Origin of the sequence: Paenibacillus sp. PL2-23 (assembly GCF_040834005.1) — a bacterium.
Classification (GTDB): Bacteria; Bacillota; Bacilli; order Paenibacillales; family Paenibacillaceae; genus Pristimantibacillus.
On sequence record NZ_CP162129.1, the window covers coordinates 5,047,501 to 5,072,009 of the forward strand.

The window sequence follows — 24,509 nt, forward strand, 5'->3', positions numbered from 1 at the left end:
ATCGCGTCGTCACGCGAACCCACCCTGGCGACATCATCCTCATGCATGCATCAGACACAGTCACGCAAACGCACGAAGCGCTGCCATCCATTATCGATCAGCTCAGAAGCGCGGGCTACGAGTTTGTCAGTGTGACACAGCTCATTTCTGGGACCGAAACGGAAGGCAGCGCTGTTCAAGACAAGCAGCCGTAACTCATTATCCGGCCGATTTCGCGGGCATAGCCGCGGAGTCGGCCGATTCTTTTTTGACCAGACGGTGCATCATCATATTCTGGTACGCATTGCAGATGAACAGTGGGAACATCATAAAGACGATCGCGGGTATATTGGTCTCCCCTTGCAGCGCCGGCCATGCCTCAACAAAGGTGACAACAAACAGAAGGAACATTGTCGGGATGAAGGCGCTTTGGTTCGTCTGCTTCACCTTCAGCCAGGCCATCAAAAGCGAAGCAAGCAGCACGACAAGCGGCAGCGTCCAGAAAAACCAATTGTTTGTGCGGTCTTCATACAGCACATAACCGAGGCCAAACACCGCGAATACGGTTGTGTACGCCTGAAGGGCGTTCCACAGGTATTTTTTGCGAAATACGCTAAGCGCGATATAGTTTAAGGTCAAATAAGCGAAGAAGCCCATTTGGCTGAACGCTCCGATCATCAAACCCGAGAGACCCATCATAAGCGCGTTGAAGCCTGTCACATCCATGCCAAGAAAGCCAAAGTCCTGGTCCGTGAGCAGCATAATGGAGCCGCACACCACACATACCAAAGCTCCCACTGCCATGGTGCTCCAGAATAAAAAGAACCATTTTCGTAAATTCACGCGATACTTCCTCCTACAAGGTAATTCCCTTTATTTTACCACGATCACATGAAAAAGCTAATGCCGGTCCATGATAAAACGGTGAACAATGCACATAATAAGATCGATCTCAGCCGCATCTCTACAAGAGGAGACCCAGCATTCAGCATTGACATAGAAGGGAGCAAGCAGGACATGCGCATTCGTTGGTCTTTATCGGCGTCTCTTATGGCGATCGCGTTATTATTGACAAGCTGCGGCGCTGGTTCGTCCGGCGGCAATTCGCAGCAGATGAGCTACAAGGACTTGAAATCGATGGTCATCGATATTCTGAAGACCGAAGACGCCCAGAAGGCGCTTCAGGAGTCGGCGGAACAGCTGTCCGGCTATACGGCGCAATCCTCCAAGCTGCTTTCCGTGCAGGATCAGGAGGAAGTGCGATTGGCCGTCAAGGATGTAATCAGCGCGCCTGATTACGATAAGGTCATCAAGAAGCTGATGACCGACACCCGATTCGCCGGAGAGTTCGCCAAAGCAGTGAACAAGGAAAACAAAACGATTCATAAGGAATTAATCAAAGACCCCGCTTATCAGCAAGAGCTGATCAAAACGATGAAAAATCCGGAGATGGAAAAGCTCATTCTGGAGGTGCTGAAGAGCGCCCAATACCGGAAAGAAGTTATGTCCCTGATGCAGGAATCCATGCAGAATCCGCTCTTCCGTCTCGAAGTGCTGGAGCTCATGAAAACGGCCGTCCAGGAAGAGCTTCAGCCGAAGCCGGACGAGAAGGTGCAGAAGCAAGAGGAAGAAGGACAGCAGCAAGAGGAGCAGGGCCAGGAGGAAGAGCAGCAGGGCATGGAAGAGGAAGAGCAGGCTCAGGAGGAAGAGCAGCAGTAACATGCGTCAAGATAGCGGCGGTAAAATGCGTCAAGACAGACAGCGGTGCGTTGCTTAAGGAAGAACAGCAGTAACATGCGTCAAGTAAGCAGCGTCAGCTGCAGGAGCGCTCATGCGGCATCCCCGGCATGAGAAGAAGCCCGAGCGGCAGGCATTATGCCTGAGGCTCGGGCTTCTTGCTGCCCTTGTGAACGGCCGCTTACGGTTCGCAGCGACGAATGACGTTGTCCGCCAGCTCCAGATAGAGACGGCCAGTCTCGCTATCCGCTTTGTACACAGATGGTGAGAAATCCGGCTCGGACACATGGTTGTCCGGCGCGCCAAGAGGAATCTGTGCCAGCAGATCGCAGTGCAGCGTCTCTGCCAGCTTGCCGCCGCCCCCTCTGCCGAATACGTATTCCTTGTCGCCCGACTTGGACACGTAGTAGGACATATTCTCGACAACGCCGATAATTTCGTGCTCCGTCTTGATCGCCATGGCGCCTGCGCGGGCTGCTACGAATGCCGCTGTCGCATGAGGCGTCGTGACGATAATCTCTTTGCTCTGCGGGATGATTTGGTGAATGTCCAGCGCGACATCCCCTGTTCCTGGAGGCAAGTCCAGCAGCATATAGTCCAGCTCGCCCCACTCGATCTCCTGGAAGAAGTTGCGCAGCATCTTGCCGAGCATAGGCCCGCGCCAAACGATGGGGCTGTTGTCCTCCACGAAGAAGCCCATGGAGATCACCTTCACGCCGAAGCGCTCGATGGGAATAACCCGATCGTCCACGACGACGGGGCGCTCCTCGATGCCCATCATATCGGGCACGCTGAAGCCATAGATATCCGCGTCGATGATGCCGACGCGTTTGCCCTGACGGGCCAGGGCGACCGCCAGATTGACGGTCACCGTAGACTTGCCGACGCCGCCCTTGCCGCTCGCGACGGCGATGAACTGCGTTCCGCTGCCCGCATCCAGCAGCGGGCTGGCCAGATCGGCCCCGTGCCCCTGTACGGGGCCGCCGGCCTGTCTGGCACCGGCGCTGCCGCCCGGTGCCGCCTGCGCTGCCGCGGGCGCCTGCTGCGCCCCGCCCGCGGCGGCTGGCGCCGCCTCGTCCCGAAACCGGCAATGCACGGTTTCGGCGCCGAGCGGCGCCAGGGCCTCGCGAAGCGAGGCCTCGAGCGCGGGCTGCTGCGCCGCGCTCGCTCCCAGAACCGTCAGCGATACTTGACGGTTCCGGACCATGACGTCGCGGAAGGCGATGCCCGCCGCGACATATCCTGAGGAGGCCATCGCAGATTCGATGGCCTCGATTGCTTGCTCACGTGTGATCATATGTAAGGGTCCCACCTTCATGGAATGAGAATAGCTCTAGCTCGCCATCTATTATAACACAGCATCGCGGAAAGTCATGAATTCGCGCTGATTCCGCGTTCCTCTACTTTACGTTGCCGTTCTGCAGGTCGATTTCCCGCTGCGCGCCGCCGCTCATCTGCTCTCCGGACGTGTACCGCAGTATGCCTTGATAGATCGATGCCGCCACCTTGCGCTGATAGTCGGAATCCGCAAGCCGCTGCGCTTCGCCCGGATTGGACAGGAAGCCCACCTCAACCAAAGCGGTTGGAATGTCTTTAATCGCTTTGATCAGATACACATCCCCCACCTTGGAGGCTATCCGCGTCGTATTCTCCAGATTGCGTTTGATCTCATCCTGAATAAACGCCGCCAGCATTCCGTTATCGGGATGATTGCCGGGATGGAAGAAGGTCTGCGCTCCCGACCATTGCTGCTGCGGGATGCTGTTCATATGAATGCTTACCACGATGGAGGCTCCGCTCTCGTTAATCAGCGTTGCTCTGCGCTTCAAATCCTCCGTCTTCCGCTTGCTGTACGCGTTAGCGTCACCGCTGGCCAGATCGTAGTCGCCTTCTCTTGTCATCACCACAATGGCCCCTGCCTGCTGCAGATAATCCCGTAAATACAGGGCAATCGCCAAGTTAAGATCCTTTTCAATCACACCGCTTCTGCTCACCGCTCCGCCATCCGCTCCCCCATGCCCCGCATCGATCACAATCGTCTTCCCCGTCAGCGGAAGCGTCCAATAGGACCATGTCCCGTTCGTCGGCAAGCTCTGGCGAAGCAAGTATCCGGTCAGCAAGATAACCAGCACCGCAAGCGCGATGCGCAGCGCTCCCTTCAGCGTAAGCCACACGACAAAATGTCGTTTCATTCGCCGAATCAAAAAAACCACCTCGTCTCCCCTGTCATTGAATGTTCAACCCGCTGCAGATCTATCCATTGGGATAAGCCCTGCGCGCACACATTCAAATATATGGGACGAGGTGGTTAATTATGAGCCCTTGCTTGAAGTTAGCCTACCGGCTGCTCCGTCATGCCTTCAATCAGAATCTTCGCAACCTCCGGACGCGAGAACTCTGGCGGCGGGCATACGCCGTCACGCAGCATCGCGCGAACCTTCGTGCCGGACAACGTCAGATGTGCCGACTTATCATGCGGACATGTCTTGGTTGTGGCCATATTGCCGCAGATCGTGCAGTAGAAGCTATGCTCGAAGTAGAGCGGCGTAATGCCCAGATCCTCAGTCGGAATCGTCTTCAGCAGCTCTTGCGCTTCGTACGTTCCGTAGTAGTCGCCTACGCCGGCATGGTCACGGCCCACAATGAAATGCGAGCAGCCATAGTTCTTGCGGACAAGCGCGTGGAAGATCGCCTCGCGTGGTCCTGCGTAGCGCATAGCGGCTGGGAATACGCCCAAGAATACGCGATCCGCCGGGTAGTAGTTCTCCAGCAGAGCCAGATAGCTCTTCATGCGTACGTTCGCTGGCACATCATCGGACTTGGTCTCGCCTACGAGCGGGTTCAGGAACAGCGCATCAACAATTTCCATAGCTGTCTTCTGGATGTACTCGTGCGCGCGGTGAACCGGATTACGCGTCTGGAAGCCAACAACCGTCTTCCAACCTTTTTCGGCAAAGATACGGCGAGTTTCCGAAGGGTCGAAATAAAACTCCTGGAACTTCTCCGGCTGTGGACGGTTAAGCACCGTAATGGAACCGCCAACGTAGGTTGAAGGGCGCTCCAGCAGCTTCTGTACGCCCGGATGCTCCAGATCGTCGGTCTTGAAGATGTTGACGGCTTCGACCTTCTGATCCACGGAGTAGATGCTCTCTACGTTGATTACGCCATAGGTTACGCCATCTTCGCCGATCAGAGCGGCTTTGTGTCCGACCTTCAATTCCTTCGCTTTCGTCTCGTCGACGGCAAGCGTAATGGGAATGCTCCATACCAATCCATTCGCGAGGCGCATGTTGTGAACAACCGACTGGTAATCCTCTTCATTCAGGAAGCCGGTCAGCGGCGAGAAGGCGCCAACGCCGATCAAGTCCAGATCGGAGATTGTCCATGCGTTAATCGTGATGGAAGATAGGGCTTGCGCTTCCTTCAGAAGCGCCTCGCGTTCTTCGCCTGCGGCGATCCGGTTAACCAGGTCGCCGCCATGAGGTTGAATTTGACTCATTATCGTTGAAAGCCTCCTAATATTTGCAAAGCAGCAAAGTATTTGTTCAATGATTGGGCTTACTTATGCAGACCGCATTCCGTCTTCTCTTGGCCCGACCAGCGTCCCGCACGCGGGTCTTCGCCCGGCATAACCTGGCGTGTGCAATATTCGCAGCCGATCGACGGATAATGATTGTCATGCAGCGGATTGTATACGACGTTGTTCTCGCGGATGTAGTTCCATACATCTTCACTCGTCCAGCTTGCGATAGGATTGAACTTCACAAGACCGAATTTCACGTCATACTCAATTTTCTTTGCGTTGGCGCGAGTTGGCGCCTGATCACGGCGAATGCCTGTAATCCAAGCGTCGTATTGCGACAGGATCTTCGTCAGCGGCTGCACCTTGCGGATATCGCAGCATTTGTTCGCGTCGGATTTCCACAGCTGGTCGCCGAATTGCGCCGCTTGCTCCTCAGGCGTAATCTCCGGCTTCACTTCCACGAACGGAATGCCAGGGTAACGCTCCGCCATACGGTCACGCGTCTCATACGTTTCCTTGAAGTGGAAATCGGTATCCAGATAGAAGATATCTGTCTTCGGACTTACCTTCTGCAGCATGTCTACAAGAACAACGTCCTCCGCGCCAAAGCTGCACGCAAAAGTAATGTTAGGGAATGTTTCGACTGCGAAACGAATAATCTCTTCCGGCGTAGCGTTCTCCAGCTCGACGGCTTGCTTCGCGATAAGAGCTTCTTTCTCAAACAAATTCATGCGTATAACCTCCGATATTAATTCCTAGTAAATTAGTCTGTATTACAAATTATACGCCTTTGACGCGTTGAGTTCAATGATAAGTTTTCACCATATTAAATGAGCCAAGGCATGGGCACGTTCCTATATTCCACCCACAAAAAAAAACGCCTGCTCTGTAATAGAGCAGACGTTCCGCTTGTATTAACGTTTCGAGAACTGTGGAGCGCGACGAGCGGCTTTGAGCCCGTATTTCTTACGCTCTTTCATACGTGGGTCACGAGTCAGGAAGCCTGCACGCTTAAGAGCCGGACGGAACTCAGGGTCTGCTTTGAGCAGAGCGCGGGAGATGCCGTGGCGGATTGCGCCAGCTTGACCGGACATGCCGCCGCCGTTAGCGATAACCAGCACATCGTATTTCGACAATGTATCAGTCAGGTTCAGCGGTTGCTTAACGATCAGCTTGAGTGTTTCCAGACCGAAATATTCGTTCAGATCGCGTTTATTAACAATGATTCGTCCTTCACCCGGCACAAGACGTACACGTGCAACAGAGTGTTTACGACGACCGGTTCCATAGTATTGCACTTGAGCCATGAAACTTGTCCTCCTCTTTATTACCCGCGAAGCTCGTAGACTTCAGGGTTTTGGGCTTGATGTGGATGTTCCGCACCTGCGTAAACTTTCAATTTAAGCTTCATCTTGTTGCCAAGACGGTTCTTCGGCAGCATGCCATGAACCGCGAACTCAATCACGCGCTCTGGCTTGTTCTTCAGCATCTCACCAGCAGGAGTAACCTTCAGGCCGCCTGGGTGCATGGAGTGACGGTAGTACTTCTTGTCAGCCAATTTGTTGCCTGTCAAAACAATCTTCTCTGCATTGATGACGATAACGAAATCGCCTGTGTCAACGTGTGGCGTAAATTGCGGTTTGTGTTTGCCGCGAATCAGGCTTGCAGCTTCACTGGCAAGACGACCGAGCGTTTTGCCTTCCGCATCGATGACGAACCATTTACGCTCAACTTCATTTGGCTTAGCCATATAGGTGGTACGCATGGATGATCCTCCTTAATTCTGTTACATTCATCGTTTTATAACAACGTTTCCGTTGGTTTGTTATACATAGTTGGAACTTGCGTTTGCGGCCATTCTTAGTCGGGGCTGTGGGAGAGCCACTAAGAAAGCACAAGTTATATTCTACTACAAAGAACAGTGAATCGCAAGCGTTAATTGAATTCAATATGCGAAGTTTTTATACATGACCAACTGGACTTAAGTCTGAGCCCTTAATCCATCACAGGACGGTATTCGCTCTCTTCGCCATACTGGTACAATATAGCTATTCAAACAGCAGTGCGATACCCTTGACCGACAAATCGGGGCGCTGCAAGCAAAAAGGAGAGAGGCTTTCATGAAACCAAAATCCCTGCTCGGAGTCACGTTTGTTGTGATCGGGCTGATTGGCTTGTATTACGTCTTCGCGAATGAAGGCAAGCTGCCGCTGGCTGGCCTGCACAGCGTCATCGGCTCAGAAATACAGGAGCAGAAAAAGGTGGAGCTTGACGGTATCCGGCATATCGAATTCGAGTCAAACAGTATTGATGCGAATTTCGTGCGCGGCGCCTCGGAGCAAGCGGTGTTCATGCTGGAAGGGCGTGCAACGAAATCCGTCATGGATAACCTGACCTTCGACTTTACGCAGGACGGCGATACGCTGGAGGTTACTCTGAAGCGGAACAACCCCTTCGGCTTCAACTGGTCCAGCCTGAAGCTAACCGTGGCGCTGCCGGAGCAGCAATGGGGCGATCTGTCCATCAGGCTGCGCAGCGGCGATCTTCAGCTGGAGGACCAGCTATTCGACAATGTGAACATCGCTTCCCATTCAGGCGATTTCGAAGCCGAGCGCTTAACCGTAGCCGGCGAGCTGTCCATTGATATCAACAGCGGCGATATTTTTGTAAAAGATTTTACGGCTGAGCTCGTGACATTCGACGTCTCAAGCGGCGACGTTCACCTCAAGGACGGAACCGCTGCTTACAAGGGCTCTACAAGCTCCGGCGATATTACGATTGAAGTGGAAGAGCTGCTCTACGACAGTGAGCTGGAAGCGAGCAGCGGCGACATTACCGTCAAGCTGGATCGTGATCCGGAATCCTTGGCGGTTCAATTCCGGGCCGGCTCAGGCGACGGCGTCATTAGCAAGAAGGGCTTCACGTATGACCGGGGCGCCCAAGGCGAACGTCATATCGAAGGAGCCTTTGGCAATGGCGATGTGCTTCTGCAAGCAGAGACCGGCTCAGGGGATTTCGTCCTGCGATAACAGGTTGAATCCGGCGCTGATACAGCGCCGGATTTGCTGCATCTGGGATGCCCGGCAGGGCTGCTACTCCTCATCCTCGTCGTCCATATCAGCCGAAGGCGGCGCAGTAAGCTCATGGGGATCCCCATACTCCACTCGAACAAGCGTAAGACCGTGAGGCATCGCCGTAGGCCCCGCGAGCGCTCTCGACCTGCCCTCCAGAATAGTCTTCATATCCTCCGGCTTCAGCTTGCCCTGGCCGACCCACAGGAGCGTTCCCATGATGACGCGCACCATGTTATACAGGAAGCCATTCCCCGTTATATACATGTGCAGCGCATCACCCTCCCGTTCAAAATAAGCCTCATACACCGTACGCACATGATGCGGCTTCGTCGAACGAATGGATGTAAACGATGTGAAATCAAATCTGCCCACAAGATAAGCCAGCCCCTCCGCCATCGCGTCCACATCCAGCTTCGTTGGGTGATGGAACCGATAGCTTCGGGCGAACACATCGGGGAATTTGCCCAGATCGATCGAATAACGATACGTCTTGCGTTTGGCCGACCGTCTGGAGTGGAAGATCTCCGGCACATCCCATGCGTCGAGGATAACAATGTCCTTCGGCAGCCGCGTATTCAGCGCGATCGCCCACCTTCCGGTAGGAATGGATGAGGCCGTATGGAAGTTGAATACCTGTCCCATCGCATGAACGCCCGCATCCGTCCGGCCGGAGCCGATGATCACGATATCTTCGCCGGTCAGATGCTTAATCGCCTTCTCGATTTCGTCCTGCACCGTCCGGCCGTACGGCTGCGATTGAAACCCGTTAAATCCAGCTCCATCATAGCTGACCCTGACGCATATGTTCCGCATGCCATTCACCCCCAGCCAACAAAAAAAGGTGGCCTCAAGGGTCCACCCTTTCTATGTGTCATTGAAACTTACGCGCGGTCAACCAGCTCAAGGTAAACCATAGGCGCGGAGTCACCGCGACGTGGTCCAAGCTTCAGGATACGCGTGTATCCGCCTGCGCGCTCCGAGTAACGAGTAGCCAGCTCAGAGAACAGCTTTTGAATTGCGTCTTGCTCACCGTTAACGGTTTCGCGACGAACGTAAGCTGCTACTTGACGACGAGCGTGCAGATCACCTTTCTTAGCTTTAGTGATCAGTTTTTCAGCGATGGAGCGAACCTCTTTCGCTTTAGCCTCAGTCGTTTGAATGCGCTCATACAGGAATAGATCAGTAACGAGGTCACGGAACAAAGCTTTCCGCGCGCTAGCGTCACGTCCTAGTTTTTGATATGCCATCTTGTTTTCCCCTCCCTTGCTCGGTTGTCAAATCTTGGTTGCAGTGAAGTCCTACTCTTCTACGCGAAGACCCAGACCCAGCTCTTCAAGCTTCTCTTGCACTTCCTCAAGCGACTTGCGGCCCAGGTTACGGACCTTCATCATGTCCTCTTCGGATTTGGTGATCAGCTCTTGAACAGTGTTGATGCCTGCACGCTTCAAGCAGTTATATGAACGTACCGAAAGATCCAGCTCCTCGATGGTCATCTCCAGAACCTTTTCTTTCTTGTCCTCTTCTTTCTCAACCATGATCTCCGCATCTTTGGCTTCATCCGTTAACCCAACGAACAAGTCCAAGTGCTCGGTCAATATTTTAGCGCCGAGGCTAACTGCCTCTTCAGGGCGAATACTGCCATCCGTCCAAACTTCCAGCGTCAGCTTGTCATAGTTCGTGACTTGGCCGACGCGTGTGTTCTCTACGCTGTAATTAACGCGAGTAATGGGCGTGTAGATCGAATCGACAGGAATGACGCCAATCGGTTGATCATCGCTCTTGTTCCGGTCCGCTTGCACGTAACCGCGTCCACGGTTAGCGAAGATACGCATATGGAGACGCGCTCCGGAGGCCAAGGTCGCAATGTGAAGATCAGGGCTCAGAATCTCGACATCGCTGTCAGCTCGAATATCGCCAGCTGTTACGTTGCCTTCGCCTTCCGCGTCGATTTCCAGTACCTTCTCTTCGTCGGAATGGATCTTCAGCGACAGGCCTTTCAGGTTCAGAATGATCTCCGTAACGTCCTCGATCACTCCTGGAACCGTAGAAAATTCATGCAGCACGCCATCGATTTGCACCGACGTAACAGCCGCACCAGGCAGAGACGATAACAGAATTCGGCGAAGCGAATTTCCTAGCGTCGTGCCGTATCCGCGTTCCAGCGGCTCGACCACGAATCGTCCGTAGGTTCCTTCATCATTCAGTTCTACGGTTTCGATTTTCGGCTTTTCGATCTCAATCACAATAGTACCCTCCTTCAAACGTCGTTCCGTTACCTAGTCGTTTTTATGTCTAATCTCGTAGTATGCCAAACCTTCACAACCATTATTCACAAGTTGCTGTTATTTGATACCACCTGAGATCCGACTATACGCGACGACGTTTCGGCGGGCGGCATCCGTTATGCGGAACTGGCGTTACGTCCTTAATAAGGTTAACTTCCAATCCTGCAGCTTGAAGCGAACGGATAGCGGCTTCACGGCCAGCGCCTGGTCCTTTAACCATAACCTCAACCGTTCTCATGCCATGCTCCATAGCTGCTTTCGCAGCGGATTCGGCAGCCATTTGAGCGGCAAACGGGGTGCTTTTGCGGGAACCCTTGAAACCAAGGTTGCCGGAGCTAGCCCATGAAATTGCGTTACCGTGCGGGTCGGTGATCGTAACGATCGTGTTGTTGAACGTGGAACGGATATGTGCCACGCCAGTGTCAATATTTTTCCGGTCGCGACGTTTTGTACGGACGACCTTTTTTGGTTTAGCCATTGATCATTATCCTCCCTTCTTATTTCTTCTTGTTCGCTACAGTACGACGAGGACCTTTGCGCGTGCGAGCGTTAGTTTTCGTACGTTGACCGCGAACAGGAAGACCGCGACGGTGACGAAGACCACGGTAGCAGCCGATCTCAGTCAGACGTTTGATGTTAAGCGAAATTTCGCGACGAAGGTCGCCTTCCACTTTAACGTTTTTATCGATGGCTTCGCGCAAACGAGCAAGCTCATCCTCAGTCAGATCGCGAACGCGAGTGTCTGGGTTCACTTCCGTAGAAGCCAGGATTTTTTGCGAAGTCGTTTTGCCGATACCGAAAATATACGTCAGGGCGATTTCAACGCGCTTGTCGCGCGGAATATCTACACCAGCTATACGTGCCATGGGCTATATTTCCCTCCTTTTATCCTTGTTTTTGTTTGTGTTTCGGATTTTCACAAATCACCATAACGTTGCCTTTGCGACGAATGACTTTGCATTTCTCGCAAATCGGCTTAACCGAAGGTCTAACCTTCATTGTGATTACCTCCCGAATCTTTCGTGGGCAAGCCGATAGAAACGGCCTACTTCCGATAGGTGATGCGCCCTCTTGATAAATCATAAGGCGATAACTGAATGACCACTTTGTCTCCGGTCAGGATGCGGATGAAATGCATTCTGAGCTTGCCGGACACATGGGCGAGAATCTGATGACCGTTCTCCAGTTCCACCTTGAACATGGCATTAGGCAACGGCTCAATAACCGTACCTTCGACCTCAATGACGTCTTCCTTAGCCAACCGTCATTCTCCTTTCGCATACGCAAACTTCTGAATCACATAACGCAACTTGGCATTGGTCACCCTGCCGGACTCTTGCATGCTGTTTGTTACCTCTTGACTGATGGCAGGCTGTAACTCGAGATGCAGAACGTTCTTCTTCTTCGGCGAATCGAATCTTCGCTTGTTGCCGTCCGCGATCAGAACGAATCGCTCGTCGATGATCCCGATAACAACGGCATAGCTTTCTTCGTCCTTCCCCCGAAGCACTTTGACGAGCTGACCAATCTGCGGGCGAGCTTCCATGGGTTAACCCTCAGGCTGCTGCGGCAGAATCGTCAGGATTTCAAAGCCGTCCTCCGTGACAGCTACCGTGTGCTCGAAGTGAGCGCACCAGGAGCCGTCCCGCGTTACGACTGTCCAATCGTCCTCGAGCGTCCGGACATACCGTTCACCGATATTGACCATCGGCTCGATAGCAAGCACCATACCCGGCTTCAGCCGCGGCCCTCTGTCCGGTATTCCGTAGTTCGGTATTTGCGGCTCCTCATGCAGATCCGCGCCGATTCCGTGCCCTACGTACTCCCGCACAACCGAAAATCCCGCTGCTTCGATTACCTTCTGGATGGCGTGCGATATCGTATAGAGTCTGACATCCGGCTTGATGAGCGCAAGACCCGCATACAGCGACTCTTCCGTGACATCGAGCAGTCTTTGAACCTCCGGCGTAACGCTTCCGACCGCGTAGGTCCAAGCGGAATCGCCATGATAGCCCTCATACTGCGCGCCGATATCGATACTAATAATATCGCCCTCGTTCAACTTGCGTGATCCGGGGAAGCCATGCACCAGCTCGTCATTGACTGAAGCGCATATGCTGGAAGGAAATCCATTGTAACCTTTAAACGAAGGAATGGCGCCTTGGCTTCTAATAAACGAGTCGGCAATCTCGTCGAGCTCACCTGTGGTGATTCCCGGCTTCACTGACTGCGCCATTAGACGATGCGTCTCCGCAACGATGCGTCCAGCTTCCTTCATTAATCGCAGCTCCGAATCGGATTTGCAAATAATCATTACAACGTACCTTTCAAGCAGGAGACGATATCGGATGTAACAACATCAATATCCTTCTCGCCGTCGACTTCGCGCAGGAGACCTTTACCGCTGTAATAATCAAGCAGTGGAGCCGTCTTGGACGTATATTCGTCCAGGCGCGTTCCCACCTTCTCCTCTGTATCATCGGAACGTTGATACAGCTCTCCGCCGTCCTTGTCGCAGACGCCTTCGACCTTGGGAGGGTTGAAAATCACATGGTAAGTCGTACCGCAAGTTCTGCAGATTCTTCTGCCCGTCAGACGAGCAAGCAATAATCCGCGGTCAACTTTTAAGTTTACTACATGATCTATGCTCCGGTCCAGCTCAGTAAGCATGGCATCAAGCGCTTCGGCTTGCTGCAGCGTACGCGGGAACCCGTCGAGCAGAAATCCTTGTCGGCAATCATCCAGAGCGAGACGCTCCTTCACGATGCCATTGGTTATTTCGTCCGGAACAAGCAGACCTTGGTCTACATATTCCTTGGCTTTCAAGCCAAGCGGCGTGCCTTGCTTCATCGCAAGACGGAACGCGTCGCCGGTCGAAATGTGCGGGATGCCGAACTCTTCTACGATCCGCTCCGCTTGCGTCCCCTTGCCGGCTCCTGGAGGGCCCATGAATAAAATGTTCATTACCGTGTTCCTCGCTTTAAACACAATAGGCTCGTTCGGGCCACGCGCGAACCTTCGAAGGCGCGTCAGCCCGCATTCGAACCTATTGTTATTTATTGATAAACCCTTTGTAATGGCGTTTGATCAACTGGCTCTCGATCTGCTTCATCGTATCAAGCGCTACGCCGACTACGATGAGGAGGGAGGTGCCGCCAAGCTGCACCGTACGCGGCAATCCAGCCAGCGCTCCGAAGAACACCGGGAGAACAGAGATGACCGCAAGGAAAATTGCGCCTGTGAGCGTAATCCGCGACATAACTTTCGTTAGGTATGCGGAGGTCGGCTTGCCAGGACGAATGCCGGGAATATATCCGCCATTCTTCTTCATCTGATCTGCCATTTGCACCGGATTAATTTGCACGAAGGTGTAGAAGAAGGTGAAGCCGATAATCAGCAATACGTACAGGACCATGCCAAGCGGACGGTCATAGTTCATATTGTTGATAATCCAGTCTGCCCAAGGCTGAGTGGACCAGAAGTTCGCAATCGTAACCGGGAACATGATCAGGGATACCGCGAAGATAACCGGGATAACGCCTGCGCCGTTCACCTTCATCGGAATATGAGTCGATTGTCCGCCGTACATCTTGCGTCCGACAACACGCTTCGCGTATTGAACCGGAATCTTCCGGATGCCTTGCTGGATGAAGATAACACCTACGATAATCGCGATGATCGCGACTACAATCAGAACCATCTTCGCAATGTTCAAGAACAGTTGATCCGCATTGCCTACGAATTGGGATTCGTAGATTGTACGAATGTGGCCAGGAATACCGGCTACGATCGCTGCGAAGATCAAGATCGAGATACCGTTCCCGATACCTCTCTCCGTAATTTGCTCGCCGAGCCACATCAGGAATGCTGTACCAGCAGTCAAGATAATCGCAATCAGCAAGTAATCCACGAAGGTTGCGCCCGGAATCATCTCAAAGCCGAATTGGCGGTTGAAGCCAATCGCCGTAGCGAAGCCCTGCACCAAGCCAAGGATAATTGTACCGTAACGCGTCATTTGAGCAAGCTTGCGCTTGCCGTTCTCGCCTTCCTTCGCCCATTCCGCAAATTTAGGGATAACGTCCATCGACAACAGCTGCACGATAATGGAAGCTGTAATGTATGGCGTAATCCCGATCGCGAAGATGGAGAATTGGAAGAGCGCACCGCCCGAGAACGTGTTCAGCAGGCCGAACAAGTCAGCGCCCGCCGAATCAATATTCTCGAATACGGTTTTATCTACCCCCGGCACCGGAATGAAGGAGCCGATACGGTAGATGAATAGAATGAAAAGCGTGAACAGGATCCGAGTTCTCAGATCCGACACCTTCCAAATGTTGGACACGGTTGTGAACAATTAGATCACCTCGGTTTTACCGCCGGCAGCCTGGATTTTCTCTACCGCAGATTGAGAGAACTTTTTCGCTTTTACAGTAAGCGCTACTGTCAATTCACCATTACCCAAGATCTTGATTCCTGCCAAAGGATTTTTTACAATACCTTGTTCAAGAAGAACCGCTGGTGTAACTTCAGTACCTGCTGCAAAGCCGTTAAGCTCTTCAATGTTAACAATCGCGTATTCCGTACGGAACGGGTTGTTGAAGCCGCGTTTCGGTACGCGACGGTACAACGGGTTTTGTCCGCCCTCGAATCCAGGACGAACGCCGCCGCCGGAACGAGCGTTTTGACCTTTGTGACCTTTGCCTGCCGTTTTGCCGTTGCCGGAACCGATACCGCGACCTTTGCGCTTAGGCGCTTGGGTCGAGCCCGGAGCTGGTGCTAACTCATGCAATTTCATCGTTCGTGCACCTCCTTGTAGATTTCGTTAAGTTTCGATCTATACTTAGACTTCTTCGACTTTGACCAGGTGGTTAACAGCGTTAACCATACCGCGGATAGCCGGGCTGTCGTTAAGAACGACCGATTGACGAATTTTGCGAAGGCCGAGCGATTCAACCGTAGCACGTTGTTTCTCGTTGCGGCCAATCAAACTGCGAACGAGGGTGATTTGCAATTTTGCCATCGTATGTCCCTCCTTAACCTAACAGCTCTTCGACTGTTTTGCCACGCAGCTTTGCAACGTCTTCCGCACGTTTCAGGCGGGATAGACCTTCCAAAGTTGCGTTGACCATGTTCAGGGAGTTCGAAGAACCAAGGGATTTCGTTAAAATGTCGCCTACGCCAGCAAGCTCGAGAACCGCACGAACTGGGCCGCCTGCGATAACACCTGTACCTTCGGAAGCCGGCTTCAGAAGAACTTCTCCAGCGCCGAAATGTCCGATTACAAGGTGAGGAATCGTTGTGTTTACGAGTGGTACATGGATCAGGTTTTTCTTCGCGTCTTCAATACCTTTGCGGATTGCATCAGGTACTTCGCCCGCTTTACCGATCCCTGCGCCAACGTAGCCTTTACCGTCGCCAACAACTACAAGCGCGCTGAAGCTGAAGCGGCGTCCGCCCTTAACAACTTTCGCAACGCGGTTGATATGAACGACTTTTTCAGTCAGTTCTAACGTATTAGGATCTACACGCAAGTCATTTTACCTCCTTATTAGATGATTAGAAATTCAAGCCTGCTTCGCGAGCTGCTGTAGCCAGCGCTTGAATTCTGCCGTGATACAAGTAACCTCCGCGGTCGAATACCACTTCGGATACGCCTTTCTCTTGAGCGCGCTTTGCGATCAATTCGCCGACTTTTGCAGCAGCCTCTACGTTGCCGCCGTTGCCGATCGCTTCTACCAGCTCTTTATCCTTTGTGGATGCGGAAGCCAGCGTTACGCCTGCTACGTCGTCGATCAATTGCGCGTACATATGCTTGGAGGAACGGAATACAGACAGACGCGGACGTGCAGCTGTTCCGTTGATTTTTTTACGAACGCGAAGGTGTCTTTTCAGACGGGCCTTGTTCTTGTCGCCTTTTGTAATCATGACCTAGGTTCACTCCTTTCCTTATGCCTTAGGAAGCTATCGCAAGGAACGCTTCAGGTTCCTTTACTTTATTTCTTCTTACCAGCTTTACCTTCTTTACGAAGGATGCGCTCGCCTTCGTACTTGATACCTTTGCCTTTGTATGGCTCAGGCTCACGTACGGAACGGATTTGAGCAGCAACTGCGCCTACGCGCTCTTTGTCGATACCGCGAACGGTAATCTTCGTGTTAGCTGGCACCTCGAACTCAATGTTTGCTTCTGGTGTAATCTCAACGGGGTGAGAGTAACCAACATTAAGAACGATTTTGTCGCCAGTTTTGTTAGCACGGTAACCTACGCCTACAAGCTCCAGATTTCTCGAGAAGCCTTCAGTAACGCCTGTCACCATGTTAGCCACGATCGAGCGAGTCGTTCCGTGCAGGGAACGGTGCAATTTATTATCGGAAGGACGTTCGATCACGATTTCGTTTTCCGCTACATTCACTTTCATGTCTTTGTGAAGCTCGCGGGAAAGCGTGCCTTTCGGTCCTTTTACAGTAATCACTGTGTTATCCAAGTTAACAGTTACGCCAGCAGGCACTTGGATCGGTTTACGACCAATACGGGACATTGTTACACCTCCTGTCTTTCTGACTTATTTCTTACCAAACGTAGCAGACTACTTCGCCGCCGGATTTCACTTGGCGAGCTTCTTTGTCTGTCATTACTCCTTTGGACGTGGAAATGATAGCAATTCCAAGTCCACCCAGAACGCGAGGAACCTCAGTCGCTTGAGTGTATACACGAAGACCAGGCTTCGAGATACGCTTCAGGCCAGTGATGACGCGCTCTTGGTTAGGGCCGTATTTCAAGAAAATACGGATAATCCCTTGTTTGTTGTCCTCGATATATTCAGCATCGCGGATAAAGCCCTCGCGCTTCAAAATCTCAGCGATTTGCTTCTTCACTTTCGAAGCTGGCATTTCCACCGTTTCGTGACGAACGACATTCGCGTTACGAATACGTGTCAACATATCTGCAATCGGATCAGACATAACCATTTGTGTGAACCTCCTTCCCGAACTAGGCTAAATTACCAGCTTGCTTTTTTAACGCCAGGAATCTGGCCCTTGTATGCTAACTCGCGGAAACAAATCCGGCAAATTTTGAACTTTTGCAAAACAGAATGCGGACGGCCGCAACGCTCACAGCGCGTATATGCGCGCACTTTGAACTTAGGTGTGCGTTGTTGCTTCACTTTCATCGAAGTTTTTGCCACTGGGTACTACACCTCCTAGAAGTGGATTACTTCGCGAACGGCATGCCCATTTGGGTCAGCAGCTCACGAGATTCTTCGTCCGTTTTTGCCGTCGTCACGATGACGATGTCCATACCACGAACTTTATCAACTTTATCGTATTCGATCTCTGGGAAGATCAGCTGCTCTTTAAGGCCCAGCGTGTAGTTCCCGCGTCCGTCGAACGCTTTAGTCGATACACCGCGGAAGTCACGCACGCGTGGAAGCGAGATGTTGAACAGCTTGTCGAGGAAGTGGTACATACGCTCGCCGCGCAGTGTAACCTTAACCCCGATTGGCATGTTCTCACGAAGCTTAAAGCCAGCGATAGACTTCTTAGCGCGTGTAACAACCGGTTTTTGACCGGAGATGATGCGAAGCTCTTCAACCGCAACATCCAGAATTTTGGAGTTGGAAACCGCTTCGCCAACACCCATATTGATTACAACTTTCTCAATTTTCGGCACTTGCATAACCGAAGTATAGTTGAACTTCTGCATCAGAGCAGGAGTGATTTCATTAAGAAAGCGACCTTTCAGTCTTGTTGTCATTGATCATGGACCTCCTTTCTTACCACAACGATTAGTCGATCTGTGCTCCGGATTTTTTGGCGATCCGGACTTTCTTGCCGTTGTCCAGCACTTTGTAGCCGATACGGGTTACTCCACCGCTCTTCGGATCTACGTGCATCACGTTGGACACGTGGATTGGAGCTTCTTGCTCGAGGATTCCGCCTTGCGGGTTCGCCTGGGAAGGACGCGAATGCTTCTTCACCATGTTGACGCCCTCTACAAGCACGCGGTTTTCTCGTGGATAAGCTGCGATGACGCGGCCTTTTTTGCCTTTGTCCTTGCCGGAAATCACAATGACAGTGTCATCTTTCTTTACGTGCAGCTTATTGTTATGGGATTCCAATACTTTTTTCAGCCTTGGCATTTGTTACACCTCCTGCTCGCTAAGCTATCAGGCATTTATCGGTTCGTTCTTAGATTACTTCTGGTGCAAGCGATACGATCTTCATGAAGTCCTTATCGCGAAGCTCACGGGCAACTGGTCCGAAGATACGAGTGCCGCGAGGGCTCTTGTCTTCTTTCACGATTACCGCAGCGTTCTCGTCGAACGCGATGTAGGATCCGTCTTTACGGCGTACGGAACGCTTCGTACGAACGATTACCGCTTTAACAACGTCACCCTTTTTGACAACGCCGCCTGGCGTTGCTTGTTTGACGGAGCAAACGATCAGGTCGCCGATATGTCCAACGCGACGGCCAGTGCCGCCCAGAACGCGGATACACATCAATTCTTTCGCACCGGAGTTGTCGGCAACTCTCAGTCGTGTAAATGGTTGAATCATGTTTACGTCCTCCTTTCAGCAGAGAAATGCTTAGGTCGATCTAACGCTATTAGAGAACAACAGCAACTTCTACGACTTCAACCAGTCTGAAGCGCTTGTCTTTGGACAATGGACGAGTCTCCATGATTTTCACGGTATCGCCAATCTTCGCTTGGTTGTTTTCGTCATGCGCTTTGTACTTTTTCGTGTACTTGATGCGTTTATGGTACAAATCATGTTTTTTGTAAGTTTCTACAGCCACCACGATTGTTTTATCCATTTTGTCGCTTACGACTTTGCCGATCTGAACTTTGCGGGCATTGCGTTCGCTCATGTTCTTCCTCCTTCCTTCATCCGTGATCGTTATTTTTTCAGTAAGGATCTATTAGCTGCTGATTCCGAGTTCTCTTTCACGCAGAACGGTTTTAGCACGAGCTATTTCCTTACGCACGTCACGAATCCGAGTCGGGTTGTCCAGCTGGCCAGTAGCCAATTGGAAACGAAGGTTGAACAGCTCTTCTTTGAAACCAGCGATTTGTTGTTCAATCTCGACAGAGGTTAGGTTGCGAAATTCACTAGCCTTCATTTGCTTCACCACCCACTTCTTCGCGTTTCACGAACTTCGTTTTGACAGGCAGTTTGTGAGCCGCAAGACGCATTGCTTCACGAGCTACTTCTTCAGGTACGCCGGCAAGCTCGAACATAATTTTGCCCGGTTTAACAACGGATACCCATTTCTCTACGTTACCTTTACCGCTACCCATACGAACCTCAAGAGGCTTCTGAGTGATTGGCTTGTCAGGGAAAATCTTGATCCATACTTTACCGCCACGTTTGATGTAACGTGTCATCGCGATACGAGCAGCCTCGATTTGGCGGTTCGTGATCCAAGATGGCTCAAGTGCTTGCAGACCGTATTCGCCGAATACGACTGTAGTGCCGCCTTTAGCGCGGCCTTTCATGCTGCCGCGTTGCTGCTTGCGGTGTTTTACACGTTTAGGTACCAACATGATTAGTTGCCTCCTTCCTGGGGAGCTGCTACTTTCTTCTTCGTAGGAAGGACTTCGCCGCGGTAGATCCATACTTTTACGCCGATGCGGCCGTAAGTTGTATGTGCTTCAGCTGTGCCGTAGTCGATGTCTGCGCGCAGTGTGTGAAGCGGAACTGTACCCTCGCTATAACCTTCCGTACGTGCGATCTCAGCGCCGCCAAGGCGTCCGCTAACCGCAGTTTTGATTCCTTTTGCGCCAGCTCTCATCGAGCGTTGGATCGCTTGTTTCAGTGCGCGGCGGAAAGATACCCGGCGCTCCAATTGTTGTGCGATGCTTTCAGCTACCAAGATAGCGTCCAGATCCGCTTGTTTGATTTCGGAGATATTGATGTGAACCTTTTTGCCTTTAGTAATCTTGCCAAGCTCCGTACGCAGGTTCTCAACTTCGGAACCGCCTTTGCCGATTACCATACCCGGCTTCGCCGTTTGGATCGTTACGTTTACGCGGTTAGCCGCACGCTCGATCTCAATGTGGGAAACTGCCGCGTCTTTCAGCTTGTTCTTCAAGTATTCACGAATTTTTACGTCTTCCAGAAGAAGATCGCCAAAGTCTTTGCCAGCGTACCATTTGGATTCCCAATCACGGATAATCCCGACACGAAGGCCGACTGGATTTACCTTTTGACCCACACGTTATCCCTCCTTATTTTTCAGATACCACCAAGGTGATGTGGCTGGTTCTTTTGTTAATCCGGCTTGCACGTCCCATAGCGCGAGGACGGAAACGTTTCATAGTTGGTCCTTGGTTCGCAAATACTTGCGATACGACCAAATTGTTAATGTCCAGCTGGTAGTTATGCTCAGCGTTCGCAATCGCGGAGTTGAGCAGCTTCTCGATGATCGGGGAAGCAGATTTTGGCGTGTGACGCAGAATTGCGATCGCTTCGCCAACTTGCTTGCCGCGAATCAGGTCCGCTACGAGCTGCGCTTTGCGAGGTGCGATACGTACGAAACGCGCGTGCGCTTTAGCTTCTGGCATGTGGGAACCTCCTCTCGTTCATTAGGAAATATAGAAGGGCAAATTAGCGTCTGCCCGTTTTTTTGTCATCGCTGGCATGGCCTTTGTAAGAACGAGTTGGTGCAAACTCACCGAACTTGTGTCCTACCATGTCCTCCGTCACGTACACCGGCACGTGCTTGCGTCCGTCATAGACAGCAACTGTGTGGCCGATGAATTGCGGGAAAATCGTCGAACGGCGGGACCATGTTTTGATAACGACCTTCTTGTTTGTTTCGTTCAGATCCTCGACTTTCTTCATCAGATGATCGTCGATGAATGGACCTTTCTTCAAACTGCGACCCATGTGGAATCCTCCCTTCGCGTAAGCGCTGGCGTGAGACTCCTCTCACGCGCATTGTATCAAGCGGCTATTACTTCGTGCGACGACGAATAATGTATTGGCTCGATGCTTTCTTCTTCTTGCGAGTTTTGTAGCCCAGAGTCGGTTTGCCCCAAGGGGACAACGGCGACTTGCGACCGATTGGAGCGCGGCCTTCGCCACCACCGTGCGGGTGATCGTTCGGGTTCATAACTACGCCGCGAACTTCTGGACGTTTGCCCAGCCAACGGGAACGGCCGGCTTTACCGATTTTCACAAGCTCATGGTCTTCGTTGCCTACGGAACCGATTGTCGCGCGGCAAGTCGACAGGATGCGGCGAACCTCGCCGGAGCTCAGACGAACCGATACGTAATCTTCTTCTTTACCCAGCAATTGAGCTTCAGTACCCGCTGCGCGAACCAACTGGCCGCCTTTGCCTGGTTTCAACTCGATGTTGTGGATAACTGTACCGACTGGGATGTTCTTAAGCGGCAACGCGTTGCCGATCTTGATGTCCGCGTCAGGTCCGGAAACGACTTGATCGCCTACTTTCAGGCCTTTAGGGGCAATGATGTAAGCTTTCGCGCCGTCCACGTAGTGGATCAAAGCGATGTTGGAAGTACGGTTCGGATCGTATTCGATCGTCGCAACGTTACCCACAACGCCGTCCTTTGTACGTTTGAAGTCGATGATACGGTATTTGCGCTTATGTCCGCCGCCATGGTGACGAACCGTAATTTTACCTTGGTTGTTGCGGCCTGCTTTCTTGAACAGTGGAGCCAGCAACGATTTCTCCGGTGTGCTTGTCGTAATCTCTTCGAAAGTGGATACCGACATGTTACGACGTGCAGGAGAGGTCGGTTTGTACTTTTTGATTGGCACTTGGTTTCCCTCCTTTTCTATACAGACGTTTCAAAGAACTCAAGTTCTTTGCTGTCATCGCTCAGTTGAACGATCGCTTTTTTCCAGTCAGGTCTATAACCGCTATGTCTGCCATAACGTTTTGGTTTACCCGCAACACGCATTGTGTTCACGCCGGTTACTTTTACGTTAAAGATTTGCTCAATAGCTTGTTTGATTTCTGTTTTGTTCGCGCGAAGATCGACTTCAAACACATAACGTTTGGCAGCCATGAAATCGCTCGTACGTTCCGTAATAACCGGGCGCTTGATAATATCGCGAGGATTTTTCATTACGCAAGCACCTCCTGTACTTTCTCTACTGCTTCTTTAGTGATAATCAGCTTGTCGTATACAAGCACATCGCGAACATTGATGCCGTCAGCAGCGACGAACTTCACGCCAGGGATGTTGCGAGCGGACAATGCTACATTATCCTCGTAGCTAGCCGTAACAACCAGTGCCTTACGGTCAACCTTCAGGTTGTTCAGGATGCCTTTGAATTCCTTCGTCTTAGGAGCCGCGAATGTCAGCTGATCCAGAACGATGATGCTTTCTGCAATCACTTTGGAAGACAGTGCGGATTTAATCGCAAGACGGCGAACCTTCTTAGGCAGTTTGAAGCCGTAAGTCCGTGGCGTAGGACCGAATACAGTACCGCCGCCAACCCATTGCGGGGAGCGGATCGAACCTTGACGAGCGCGGCCTGTGCCTTTTTGTTTCCAAGGCTTGCGACCGCCGCCGCGTACTTCGGAGCGTCCTTTTGTTTTGTGCGTTCCTTGACGTTCAGCAGCTTGCTGCAGAACGACAGCGCTGTGCATAACATGAGCGTTAGGCTGGATGCCGAATACGCTATCGGCCAGTTCCAGTTCGCCTACTTGCGAACCGCTCACGTTAAATACTGTTACTTTAGGCATTTCGTGTTCCTCCTTTCTTCAAGAGCGATTAGTTCTTAACGGTTTGTTTTACTTTAACGAAGCCGTTTTTAGGACCCGGAATGGAGCCTTTGACCAGAAGCACGTTGCGTTCTGCGTCTACACGGATAACTTCGAGCTTTTGAATCGTAATGGTCTCGTGACCCATATGACCTGGAAGGCGTTTGCCCTTCGGTACGCGGTTCGCTTGGATGGAACCCATGGAGCCTGGTCCGCGATGGTAGCGGGAGCCGTGAGACATTGGTCCAGTGCTTTGTCCCCAACGCTTGATTACGCCGGCAAAGCCTTTACCTTTCGAAATACCTGTTACGTCAACAAATTCGCCCTCTGCGAACAAGTCAGCTTTCACTTCCTGGCCAACTTCGTACTCGCCAAGGTTAATCCCGCGAATTTCACGAACGTAGCGCTTAGGAGTCGAGCCTGCTTTTTTAGCGTGGCCGATCTCTGGCTTGATCGATCTCTTCTCTTTCTTATCGGCGAAACCAAGTTGAACAGCCTCATAGCCGTCGGTTTCTACCGTTTTCTTCTGAAGCACTACATTCGGACCAGCTTCGATAACCGTTACTGGAACGACGTTGCCCTCAGCGGTAAATACTTGAGTCATTCCAAGTTTTTTCCCTAAGATACCTTTCATGTTGACACCTCATTTCCTCTCTATGATCGTCTATAACGTTGTTACTGCTATTACAGCTTGATTTCGATATCTACACCGGATGGCAGATCCAGACGCATCAGCGCATCAACCGTTTGCGGCGTTGGATTCACAATATCGATAAGGCGCTTGTGTGTGCGCATTTCGAATTGCTCACGGGAATCCTTGTACTTGTGTACCGCGCGGAGAATGGTGATGATTTGCTTTTCCGTTGGCAACGGAATCGGCCCGGATACGCCTGCACCGGAACGTTTTGCAGTTTCCACGATTTTCTCAGCGGATTGATCAAGAATTCTGTGATCGTATGCTTTCAAGCGGATACGAATCTTTTGCTTTGCCATATAAGTCCCTCCTTCTTTCGCCCAATTTTTTAATCGGACATACTCCGTGAGAATAACCCGCCACTAGCTCCATGGCAAAGGAGCCGGGTGTGTCGGCAACCTCTCACATCAACGCAACGTCAGACCAACAGTCAATATTATATCGAATTGAGTGGGCGATTGCAACTAAAACATTTAG

General features: G+C 51.8%; 42 protein-coding genes (1 of these 42 running past the window's edge). 3 read left to right on the forward strand and 39 right to left on the reverse strand.

Annotation, left to right across the window (positions count from 1 at the left end; translation table 11 throughout):
- Window positions 1-194: the final stretch of a polysaccharide deacetylase family sporulation protein PdaB gene (gene pdaB, locus AB1S56_RS22345; RefSeq protein WP_340870900.1), read on the forward strand. The gene continues 577 nt to the left of window position 1, outside the view; the window shows 194 of its 771 coding nt (coding positions 578-771); its start codon lies off the left edge, out of view; it ends in the stop codon at window positions 192-194.
- Window positions 195-198: 4 nt separating this feature from the next.
- Here the strand turns inward: pdaB and AB1S56_RS22350 are convergent, their stop codons facing one another.
- Complete coding sequence (locus tag AB1S56_RS22350) at window positions 199-822, reverse strand: KinB-signaling pathway activation protein (RefSeq protein ID WP_340870901.1); 624 nt, start codon at window positions 820-822, stop codon at window positions 199-201.
- A 174-nt stretch (window positions 823-996) separates the two neighbouring features.
- Between AB1S56_RS22350 and gerD the strand changes: the two genes are divergently transcribed.
- Complete coding sequence (gerD, locus tag AB1S56_RS22355; RefSeq protein ID WP_340870902.1) at window positions 997-1,698, forward strand: spore germination lipoprotein GerD; 702 nt, start codon at window positions 997-999, stop codon at window positions 1,696-1,698.
- Window positions 1,699-1,897: 199 nt separating this feature from the next.
- On the opposite strand, the gene AB1S56_RS22360 is transcribed toward gerD, so the two are convergent.
- From AB1S56_RS22360 to rplM, 6 genes are all read right to left on the reverse strand, one after another.
- The gene (locus tag AB1S56_RS22360) at window positions 1,898-3,013 is read right to left on the reverse strand and encodes an Mrp/NBP35 family ATP-binding protein (RefSeq protein WP_340870903.1); all 1,116 of its coding nucleotides are present in this window, start codon (window positions 3,011-3,013) and stop codon (window positions 1,898-1,900) included.
- 103 nt (window positions 3,014-3,116) lie between these two features.
- Window positions 3,117-3,908 (reverse strand): N-acetylmuramoyl-L-alanine amidase CwlD, encoded by a 792-nt coding sequence (gene cwlD, locus AB1S56_RS22365; RefSeq protein WP_340871015.1) that lies wholly within the window; start codon window positions 3,906-3,908, stop codon window positions 3,117-3,119.
- Between the two features lie 140 nt (window positions 3,909-4,048).
- Window positions 4,049-5,215 (reverse strand): sulfate adenylyltransferase, encoded by a 1,167-nt coding sequence (gene sat, locus AB1S56_RS22370; protein ID WP_340870904.1) that lies wholly within the window; start codon window positions 5,213-5,215, stop codon window positions 4,049-4,051.
- A gap of 59 nt (window positions 5,216-5,274) precedes the next feature.
- Window positions 5,275-5,970: a phosphoadenylyl-sulfate reductase gene (locus AB1S56_RS22375; protein ID WP_340870905.1), complete on the reverse strand. Its 696-nt coding sequence runs from the start codon at window positions 5,968-5,970 to the stop codon at window positions 5,275-5,277.
- A 183-nt stretch (window positions 5,971-6,153) separates the two neighbouring features.
- A complete protein-coding gene (gene rpsI / locus AB1S56_RS22380) occupies window positions 6,154-6,546 on the reverse strand; it encodes a 30S ribosomal protein S9 (protein WP_028609625.1) in 393 nt (130 codons plus the stop codon).
- Between the two features lie 20 nt (window positions 6,547-6,566).
- On the reverse strand, window positions 6,567-7,004 hold the full coding sequence (rplM, locus tag AB1S56_RS22385; protein WP_340870906.1) for a 50S ribosomal protein L13: 438 nt from the start codon (window positions 7,002-7,004) through the stop codon (window positions 6,567-6,569).
- A 355-nt stretch (window positions 7,005-7,359) separates the two neighbouring features.
- On the opposite strand from rplM, the gene AB1S56_RS22390 reads away from it, so the two are divergent.
- A complete protein-coding gene (locus AB1S56_RS22390; protein WP_340870907.1) occupies window positions 7,360-8,268 on the forward strand; it encodes a DUF4097 family beta strand repeat-containing protein in 909 nt (302 codons plus the stop codon).
- A 63-nt stretch (window positions 8,269-8,331) separates the two neighbouring features.
- On the opposite strand, the gene truA is transcribed toward AB1S56_RS22390, so the two are convergent.
- The 32 genes from truA to rpsJ all read right to left on the reverse strand — a co-directional run bounded on the left by truA (window position 8,332) and on the right by rpsJ (window position 24,331).
- The gene (truA, locus tag AB1S56_RS22395; protein WP_340870909.1) at window positions 8,332-9,126 is read right to left on the reverse strand and encodes a tRNA pseudouridine(38-40) synthase TruA; all 795 of its coding nucleotides are present in this window, start codon (window positions 9,124-9,126) and stop codon (window positions 8,332-8,334) included.
- Between the two features lie 68 nt (window positions 9,127-9,194).
- Window positions 9,195-9,560 (reverse strand): 50S ribosomal protein L17, encoded by a 366-nt coding sequence (gene rplQ / locus AB1S56_RS22400; RefSeq protein ID WP_340870910.1) that lies wholly within the window; start codon window positions 9,558-9,560, stop codon window positions 9,195-9,197.
- 51 nt (window positions 9,561-9,611) lie between these two features.
- On the reverse strand, window positions 9,612-10,556 hold the full coding sequence (locus AB1S56_RS22405) for a DNA-directed RNA polymerase subunit alpha (protein WP_257451728.1): 945 nt from the start codon (window positions 10,554-10,556) through the stop codon (window positions 9,612-9,614).
- Window positions 10,557-10,680: 124 nt separating this feature from the next.
- A complete protein-coding gene (gene rpsK, locus AB1S56_RS22410; RefSeq protein ID WP_028609630.1) occupies window positions 10,681-11,076 on the reverse strand; it encodes a 30S ribosomal protein S11 in 396 nt (131 codons plus the stop codon).
- A gap of 19 nt (window positions 11,077-11,095) precedes the next feature.
- Window positions 11,096-11,464, reverse strand: a complete 369-nt coding sequence (gene rpsM, locus AB1S56_RS22415) for a 30S ribosomal protein S13 (protein WP_087570330.1) — start codon at window positions 11,462-11,464, stop codon at window positions 11,096-11,098.
- A gap of 19 nt (window positions 11,465-11,483) precedes the next feature.
- Window positions 11,484-11,597, reverse strand: a complete 114-nt coding sequence (rpmJ, locus tag AB1S56_RS22420; protein WP_003333770.1) for a 50S ribosomal protein L36 — start codon at window positions 11,595-11,597, stop codon at window positions 11,484-11,486.
- Between the two features lie 46 nt (window positions 11,598-11,643).
- A complete protein-coding gene (infA, locus tag AB1S56_RS22425) occupies window positions 11,644-11,859 on the reverse strand; it encodes a translation initiation factor IF-1 (RefSeq protein WP_015847200.1) in 216 nt (71 codons plus the stop codon).
- A gap of 3 nt (window positions 11,860-11,862) precedes the next feature.
- Window positions 11,863-12,144 (reverse strand): KOW domain-containing RNA-binding protein, encoded by a 282-nt coding sequence (locus AB1S56_RS22430; protein WP_340870911.1) that lies wholly within the window; start codon window positions 12,142-12,144, stop codon window positions 11,863-11,865.
- Window positions 12,145-12,147: 3 nt separating this feature from the next.
- Window positions 12,148-12,912 carry a type I methionyl aminopeptidase gene (map, locus tag AB1S56_RS22435; RefSeq protein WP_340870912.1) on the reverse strand — a complete coding sequence of 255 codons (765 nt, stop codon included), beginning with the start codon at window positions 12,910-12,912 and terminating at the stop codon, window positions 12,148-12,150.
- Window positions 12,912-13,562 (reverse strand): adenylate kinase, encoded by a 651-nt coding sequence (locus AB1S56_RS22440; protein WP_340870913.1) that lies wholly within the window; start codon window positions 13,560-13,562, stop codon window positions 12,912-12,914. The genes map and AB1S56_RS22440 overlap by 1 nt, the downstream gene beginning before the upstream one ends.
- A gap of 88 nt (window positions 13,563-13,650) precedes the next feature.
- Window positions 13,651-14,952, reverse strand: a complete 1,302-nt coding sequence (secY, locus tag AB1S56_RS22445) for a preprotein translocase subunit SecY (RefSeq protein WP_340870914.1) — start codon at window positions 14,950-14,952, stop codon at window positions 13,651-13,653.
- Window positions 14,953-15,393: a 50S ribosomal protein L15 gene (rplO, locus tag AB1S56_RS22450; RefSeq protein ID WP_340870915.1), complete on the reverse strand. Its 441-nt coding sequence runs from the start codon at window positions 15,391-15,393 to the stop codon at window positions 14,953-14,955.
- Between the two features lie 45 nt (window positions 15,394-15,438).
- The gene (rpmD, locus tag AB1S56_RS22455) at window positions 15,439-15,618 is read right to left on the reverse strand and encodes a 50S ribosomal protein L30 (protein ID WP_257451710.1); all 180 of its coding nucleotides are present in this window, start codon (window positions 15,616-15,618) and stop codon (window positions 15,439-15,441) included.
- 13 nt (window positions 15,619-15,631) lie between these two features.
- Window positions 15,632-16,129 (reverse strand): 30S ribosomal protein S5, encoded by a 498-nt coding sequence (gene rpsE / locus AB1S56_RS22460; RefSeq protein WP_119803816.1) that lies wholly within the window; start codon window positions 16,127-16,129, stop codon window positions 15,632-15,634.
- A gap of 25 nt (window positions 16,130-16,154) precedes the next feature.
- Window positions 16,155-16,523 carry a 50S ribosomal protein L18 gene (rplR, locus tag AB1S56_RS22465; RefSeq protein ID WP_340870918.1) on the reverse strand — a complete coding sequence of 123 codons (369 nt, stop codon included), beginning with the start codon at window positions 16,521-16,523 and terminating at the stop codon, window positions 16,155-16,157.
- Window positions 16,524-16,591: 68 nt separating this feature from the next.
- A complete protein-coding gene (gene rplF, locus AB1S56_RS22470; protein ID WP_340870919.1) occupies window positions 16,592-17,134 on the reverse strand; it encodes a 50S ribosomal protein L6 in 543 nt (180 codons plus the stop codon).
- A gap of 31 nt (window positions 17,135-17,165) precedes the next feature.
- Complete coding sequence (rpsH, locus tag AB1S56_RS22475) at window positions 17,166-17,564, reverse strand: 30S ribosomal protein S8 (RefSeq protein ID WP_087570321.1); 399 nt, start codon at window positions 17,562-17,564, stop codon at window positions 17,166-17,168.
- Between the two features lie 32 nt (window positions 17,565-17,596).
- Window positions 17,597-17,782: a type Z 30S ribosomal protein S14 gene (locus AB1S56_RS22480; RefSeq protein ID WP_013312154.1), complete on the reverse strand. Its 186-nt coding sequence runs from the start codon at window positions 17,780-17,782 to the stop codon at window positions 17,597-17,599.
- A 26-nt stretch (window positions 17,783-17,808) separates the two neighbouring features.
- Entirely contained in the window at window positions 17,809-18,351 is a 543-nt protein-coding gene (gene rplE, locus AB1S56_RS22485) for a 50S ribosomal protein L5 (protein ID WP_340870921.1), read from the reverse strand.
- Between the two features lie 31 nt (window positions 18,352-18,382).
- Complete coding sequence (rplX, locus tag AB1S56_RS22490; RefSeq protein WP_340870922.1) at window positions 18,383-18,736, reverse strand: 50S ribosomal protein L24; 354 nt, start codon at window positions 18,734-18,736, stop codon at window positions 18,383-18,385.
- Between the two features lie 49 nt (window positions 18,737-18,785).
- Entirely contained in the window at window positions 18,786-19,154 is a 369-nt protein-coding gene (gene rplN, locus AB1S56_RS22495; protein ID WP_087570318.1) for a 50S ribosomal protein L14, read from the reverse strand.
- 49 nt (window positions 19,155-19,203) lie between these two features.
- Window positions 19,204-19,467, reverse strand: coding sequence for a 30S ribosomal protein S17 (gene rpsQ, locus AB1S56_RS22500; protein ID WP_068679351.1), 264 nt, complete (start codon window positions 19,465-19,467; stop codon window positions 19,204-19,206).
- Between the two features lie 51 nt (window positions 19,468-19,518).
- Entirely contained in the window at window positions 19,519-19,719 is a 201-nt protein-coding gene (gene rpmC, locus AB1S56_RS22505) for a 50S ribosomal protein L29 (RefSeq protein WP_119803804.1), read from the reverse strand.
- Window positions 19,709-20,143, reverse strand: a complete 435-nt coding sequence (gene rplP / locus AB1S56_RS22510; protein WP_340870925.1) for a 50S ribosomal protein L16 — start codon at window positions 20,141-20,143, stop codon at window positions 19,709-19,711. The genes rpmC and rplP overlap by 11 nt, the downstream gene beginning before the upstream one ends.
- 2 nt (window positions 20,144-20,145) lie before the next feature.
- Window positions 20,146-20,814: a 30S ribosomal protein S3 gene (gene rpsC / locus AB1S56_RS22515; protein ID WP_340870926.1), complete on the reverse strand. Its 669-nt coding sequence runs from the start codon at window positions 20,812-20,814 to the stop codon at window positions 20,146-20,148.
- 13 nt (window positions 20,815-20,827) lie between these two features.
- Window positions 20,828-21,163, reverse strand: a complete 336-nt coding sequence (rplV, locus tag AB1S56_RS22520) for a 50S ribosomal protein L22 (RefSeq protein ID WP_340870927.1) — start codon at window positions 21,161-21,163, stop codon at window positions 20,828-20,830.
- 43 nt (window positions 21,164-21,206) lie between these two features.
- Window positions 21,207-21,488, reverse strand: a complete 282-nt coding sequence (rpsS, locus tag AB1S56_RS22525) for a 30S ribosomal protein S19 (protein ID WP_340870930.1) — start codon at window positions 21,486-21,488, stop codon at window positions 21,207-21,209.
- A gap of 67 nt (window positions 21,489-21,555) precedes the next feature.
- Window positions 21,556-22,386, reverse strand: a complete 831-nt coding sequence (gene rplB, locus AB1S56_RS22530; RefSeq protein WP_340870932.1) for a 50S ribosomal protein L2 — start codon at window positions 22,384-22,386, stop codon at window positions 21,556-21,558.
- A gap of 17 nt (window positions 22,387-22,403) precedes the next feature.
- Window positions 22,404-22,697 (reverse strand): 50S ribosomal protein L23, encoded by a 294-nt coding sequence (gene rplW / locus AB1S56_RS22535; RefSeq protein ID WP_340870933.1) that lies wholly within the window; start codon window positions 22,695-22,697, stop codon window positions 22,404-22,406.
- A complete protein-coding gene (gene rplD, locus AB1S56_RS22540; protein ID WP_340870934.1) occupies window positions 22,697-23,320 on the reverse strand; it encodes a 50S ribosomal protein L4 in 624 nt (207 codons plus the stop codon). Before rplD ends, rplW begins: the two co-directional genes overlap by 1 nt.
- A gap of 28 nt (window positions 23,321-23,348) precedes the next feature.
- Window positions 23,349-23,972, reverse strand: coding sequence for a 50S ribosomal protein L3 (gene rplC / locus AB1S56_RS22545; protein WP_340870935.1), 624 nt, complete (start codon window positions 23,970-23,972; stop codon window positions 23,349-23,351).
- Between the two features lie 50 nt (window positions 23,973-24,022).
- Window positions 24,023-24,331, reverse strand: coding sequence for a 30S ribosomal protein S10 (rpsJ, locus tag AB1S56_RS22550; RefSeq protein WP_005544556.1), 309 nt, complete (start codon window positions 24,329-24,331; stop codon window positions 24,023-24,025).
- Window positions 24,332-24,509: the final 178 nt, after the last annotated feature.